The sequence below is a fragment of the Mesorhizobium sp. M7A.F.Ca.US.006.04.2.1 genome, from assembly GCF_004022915.1.
GTDB classification, from domain to species: domain Bacteria; phylum Pseudomonadota; class Alphaproteobacteria; order Rhizobiales; family Rhizobiaceae; genus Mesorhizobium; species Mesorhizobium ciceri.
Window position 1 is genome coordinate 1 of sequence record NZ_RZQA01000990.1, and the last position, 2,080, is coordinate 2,080.

General features: G+C 63.2%; 2 protein-coding genes and 1 pseudogene. All 3 read right to left on the minus strand.

Annotated elements, in window-relative coordinates:
• Positions 1-286, minus strand: a pseudogene (locus tag EN925_RS33265) (ABC transporter substrate-binding protein); the annotation flags it as partial.
• 35 nt (positions 287-321) lie between these two features.
• On the minus strand, positions 322-1,218 hold the full coding sequence (locus EN925_RS33270; RefSeq protein WP_127366722.1) for an ABC transporter permease: 897 nt from the start codon (positions 1,216-1,218) through the stop codon (positions 322-324).
• 12 nt (positions 1,219-1,230) lie between these two features.
• Positions 1,231-2,067 (minus strand): ABC transporter ATP-binding protein, encoded by an 837-nt coding sequence (locus EN925_RS33275; RefSeq protein ID WP_024501570.1) that lies wholly within the window; start codon positions 2,065-2,067, stop codon positions 1,231-1,233.
• Positions 2,068-2,080 lie beyond the last annotated feature (13 nt).

Genomic DNA, 2,080 nt, shown 5'->3' on the forward strand with positions numbered 1-2,080 from the left:
AGGTATAGGTGAACTCGATGGCGCCGGTCGCCAATGCCGTCGTGGCTTCCGAGCCGCCGTTGAAGGTCACCAGTTCGACCTTGATGCCGTCCTTGGCGAATTCCTTGTCCCACCAGCCGTCCTTCTGGGCGAGGACGAATTTGAGGTGCCCCGGCGCCGTGCTGCCGATGCGGATGATGTCAGGCTTGTCCTGTGCGAAGGCAGGCATGCCGCCAAGGCCGATGACGACGGCAATGGCGCCCTTCAGCAGCAGCCGGCGAATTGCGTCGAATGGAATGTTGGGCATGGGAAAATCCTTCCTGTTTGGAATGATGGGGCCGCTTAAATGAGCGAGGTCTCGGACTGGCCCTTCCAGGCTGTTGCCCAGCGCTCGAACCAGACGAGCAGGTAATTGACGGTCAGGCCGATGACGGTCAGCGTCAGGATGCCGGCGTACATGTCGGCCGTTTCCATCATCAGCTGCGAATTCTGGATGAGGAAACCGAGGCCGGATTTGGCCGCCAGCATCTCGGCGCCGATGACCGCGAACAGCGAGGATTTCACCGCCAGCCGAGCGCCGGCGACGATCGAGGGAATGCTGGCCGGCAGGATGACTTTCCGGAAAAGGTCGAAGTCGGACGTGCCCATCGAGCGCGCAGCCTTGATGAGCAGCGGATCGACCGACTTGACGCCACTGATCGTGTTGACGAGGAGAAAGAAAACCGAGGAGTAGAAGGTGATCGCGACCTTCGATTCCTCGCCGATGCCGAGCAGCAGGATGAACACCGGCAGAAGCGCGAATTGCGAGGTGTTGCGCAGCGTCTGCACCAAAAGGTCGGAAACCTTCTCGAACAGCGAATAGCGCCCCATCAACAGACCGAGCGGGATGGCCACCACCACGCCGAGTGCGAAGCCGATCGCGGCACGCTGCAGGCTTATGCCGATATGCTCGATCAGCACGCCCGAAGCGAGCAGCGCCCACCAGGCGACCAGCACCTCGCTCAGCGGCGGAAAGAAGATGCGGTTCAGCCAGCCGAGCCGGGGCGCGATCTCCCACAGCAGGAAGAACAGGCCGAGCAGCGGCAAGCCATAGAGGAATGTGCCGTGGCTCGCTTTCTTGCTCCGGATCTTGGCGTTGGCCTTGATGGCGGGGACCCTGGCGGCGGCTACCGTTTCGCCAGCGCCGGCAAACAGGTGGAGCGCTCCAGCGGAGCCAAACTTCTCGGTCAGATAGGCCATGGGTCCAGTTCCTCAGTGACTGAAGGCTGGCGACAGAGTCCAGTCCTTCTGCGCCTTGTTGACCTCGTCGCGCAGCACGTCCCAGACGCGAGCGCGATATAGATTGAATTCGGCGCTGGCGCGGATGTCGCCGTCGCGCGGCCGTGGCAGGTCGATATCGATGATCTCCTTCACCGCGCCCGGCCGCGCCGTCATCACCACCACCCGGTCGGCGAGGAAGATCGCCTCGTCGATCGAGTGGGTGACGAAAATGACAGTCGTGTTGATCTTGCCCCAGATCCGCAGCAGCTCGCCTTGCAGAAGCTCGCGCGTCTGCTGGTCGAGCGCCGCGAACGGCTCATCCATCAGCAACACTTCCGGGTTGCTGGCCAGCGCACGCGCGATCGCCACACGCTGCTGCATGCCGCCGGACAGCTGGTTGGGAAAACGGTCCTCGAAGCCGGCAAGGCCGAACAGCGACAACAGATGGCGGGCCGTCGCCGTGCGCTCAGCCTTGGCCACGCCGCGCACTTCCAGCGCATATTCGATGTTGGCGAGCGCCGTGCGCCAGGGAAACAGCGCATATTGCTGGAAGACATAGCCGGTCTTCGGGTCGGGCCTGGTGATGCGCCGGCCATCGAGCTTGACGTCGCCGCCGGTCGCCTGCGTCAGCCCGCCAATGATGTCGAGCAGCACCGACTTGCCCGAGCCGCTGGGGCCGACCAGCGTGATGAACTCGCCCTTGCGGATCGAGAGGTCAACGCCGTCGAGCACGATGACGCGGTCGGTCGCCTCGCCATCGACGGTGACGAACTGCCCCGGCTTGAGCTGGAAGGTCTTGCTGATGTCGCTGACGACGATACGGTCCATATCTGTCTCCGAT